Annotated in this window: 2 protein-coding genes; both read right to left on the bottom strand. The window is 38.4% G+C overall.

Going from position 1 to position 2,007, the window contains the following annotated elements:
- Positions 1-900: FecCD family ABC transporter permease (locus tag AC52RT_RS10635; RefSeq protein WP_495540724.1), on the bottom strand; the 900-nt coding region annotated here is incomplete at its 3' end.
- Positions 893-1,891, bottom strand: a complete 999-nt coding sequence (locus AC52RT_RS10630; RefSeq protein WP_495540723.1) for a FecCD family ABC transporter permease — start codon at positions 1,889-1,891, stop codon at positions 893-895. The genes AC52RT_RS10635 and AC52RT_RS10630, both read right to left, overlap by 8 nt.
- Positions 1,892-2,007 lie beyond the last annotated feature (116 nt).

Raw genomic sequence — 2,007 nt, 5'->3', positions numbered from 1 at the left:
CGTATCCGCAAAAACTAATATGGCAGCACCGATTATGGGTGATAACAGCAGGAAATTTTGATGTTTTGAACCAACCAATTGTTTGGCAATATGCGGAGCAATGAGCCCAATAAAGCTAATACTTCCTACCACAGAAACTGCTGAACCTGCTAATGCCACAGCAATGACTAATAAAAGGATACGATCGCGGTTGATCGAAACACCTAATCCTTTTGCTACGGTTTCATCCAGCACTAACAAATTCATCGATTTTTGTTTCCACAGAAGAATGGGAATAGCTACAATCAACCATGGAAGAAGAGCTAATATAAATGGCCAATCCGCTCCCCAAATGTTACCTGAAAGCCACTTTGTGATGAATTGTACATCCTCATTTTTAGCTCCGGAAATCATAATTACCATTAAACCTGACAAAGCGGAAGCAATTCCTACTCCCATTAATACTAACTTGACTGGCTGGATCCCGTTTTGTTTATCAGTCGTAAAGATAAAGATTAACCCAGCTGTAATGATTGCACCTAAAAAGCCCACTACGGGTAATTGATACGCATAATATTTTGAACTCGCATCGACAAACAAATAAAAGACTGTAATGGCAACTCCAGCTCCAGCATTTATTCCAATTATACCTGGGTCAGCTAAATCATTTTTCGTCAATGTTTGCAATATAGCTCCTGAGAGTGCTAATGCCATTCCGGCTAAGGTAAGCACGAATACTCGCGGCATACGAATAGAAAATAAAATAAATTCCTCTTTAAATGACCCATTTCCAAAAAGCGTCGGTATAATTTGTTTGATTCCAACCGCTGATGGGCCTAAGCTAATACCAGCTATGATACTAGCGAGTAGTAATACGATCATGAGAATATACATAAGCCGTATGTTATATTTTTTACGCAAAGAAGGTACGACCTCCTTTCTTAACTAAGATTAAGAAGAAAGGTAAACCTACTAATGCAACAAGTGCAACAACAGGGATTTCTAAAGGAGCAATGACCATTCTGCTAATAAAGTCGGTCCCAATCATAAATATCCCTCCGACAATAATGGACATCGGGATAATAAATCGATAATCTGCACCAACAATTTTGCGGACAATATGTGGAATAAACAAACCTACGAAGGTTAAATTCCCTATTAAAGCAACGGCTGTTCCAGCTAGGATAATGACGACCATCATTAATACGGTCTTAATTAACTTGGTTTTTTGTCCAAGTCCTTTTGCTAATTCTTCATTTAGACTTAAAATTGTTAATTGTTTACTATATAGAATGGCTATAAATAATCCCACTACGATAAAAGGGATGATGATCAGCGCATCCCATGAGGTACTGATTAACCCTCCAGCAGTCCACATGCTGACATTTTTAGCAACATTAAAGAGAATGGCAACACTGCTTGAGATAGCTTGTAAAAACAGAGAGACGGCCGCTCCAGCTAAAACTAGTTTAAGTGGAGAAAGACCGTTTCTTGATGTGGCACCTATTCCAAATACAATCAGCATACCTATGCCTGCTCCTACAAAAGAACTAAACATAATCATTAAAAAACTGATACCAGGGATAAAGGCTAAAGCTAGCGACAGCGCTAAGTTAGCCCCTGACGTTAGGCCGAGTAACCCTGGTTCAGCAAGTGGATTTCTTGTCATTCCTTGCATAATGGCTCCAGCAACAGCTAAGGCAGCACCAACAAAAAACGCTGCAATAACACGAGGAAAGCGGATTTCTCTTAATATATTATAATATTGTCCACCGCTTTTACCCACCACTGCTTCATACAAATCTTGAAAACTTGTACTTGCTGCACCATAACCTAAGGCGATTAACACGATAAGGAACAAAATAATGAGTGAGATGAGCATTTTACTTATAAAAGAATAGGAAGCCTTCATTTGAATACTCCTTTCTTAGTTACCTAAAAAAGATTTTTCAAAGAAGTCTAGTTGGTAATCAAAAGAATAGGCATCGGCAAAAATAAATGAAGAACCTTCAGCATAAAACACTTGTT

The sequence above is a fragment of the Peribacillus sp. genome (assembly GCF_059453735.1).
This window is presented reverse-complemented; position numbering and strand designations above follow the sequence as displayed.

What these genes read in the sequence shown, in the direction of transcription:
- AC52RT_RS10630 (WP_495540723.1), bottom strand. Translation starts at nt 1,891, where the DNA reads ATGAAGGCTTCCTATTCTTTTATAAGTAAAATGCTCATCTCACTCATT.